The sequence below is a fragment of the Streptomyces sparsus genome (assembly GCF_054776295.1).
In genome coordinates, this window is sequence record NZ_BAAHCA010001580.1 from 1 (window position 1) to 676 (window position 676).

Here is a 676-nt window from a genome sequence, read left to right on the forward strand (position 1 = left end):
CTGCGGTGGCCATTGTCGCGCCGGAGGCCCGCAGCGGCCGGTCGTCGTCGAACCAGCGGCAGACGGCCCGCCGGGCGGTCCCGGGTTCACCGGCGAGCCGGGCCGCCGCGGCGTCCAGGAACCGGTCGCCGGTGGCGGGCGGTCCCGGGTCGAGCGGCAGGAGTTGGCGCAGCAGTTCGCAGGCCCGGTCGGTGGTGAGCGGCAGGGCGTTCCAGAACGACGGGCCGAAGCCGGGTTCCTGGCCGTGCCGGACCAGCCGGGCGGCGAGCGTGCGCAGCACCGGCATGTAGGGGCCGGCGTCCGGCAGGCGCAGCAGCGTCTCACCGAGCAGGTGTGCCGCCCACCAGGCGGCTTCCGTGTCGCGGTCGGTCGGCAGGGCGAGTGGGCGGAGCCGGCGGGCGAGCGCCTGCGGGCCGCCGGTGCGGTCGAGCAGGAGCAGGGCTTCCACGACGGGCCCGATGCGGTGGTGGGGAACGGGCAGCGGGTCCTGGGCGGAGCGGTGGTGGACGAGGGTGTCGAGGGCCCCGTCGACGTCGAGGTGCCGGCCCTGGAGCCAGTCGCCGAACTCCTCGTCGGCGAAGCGGTAGCCGTCCCCGGCCGCTTCGAGCGTGCCCTCGGCGAGTACCGCCGCCGCCCAGCCCTCGCCGGGTGGGAAGGCGGCCGCGAACGCGTCGCG

Annotated in this window: 1 pseudogene; it reads right to left on the bottom strand. The window is 77.4% G+C overall.

Annotated elements, in window-relative coordinates:
• Nucleotides 1-676: pseudogene (locus ACYVE9_RS29715) on the bottom strand (serine protease); the annotation flags it as partial.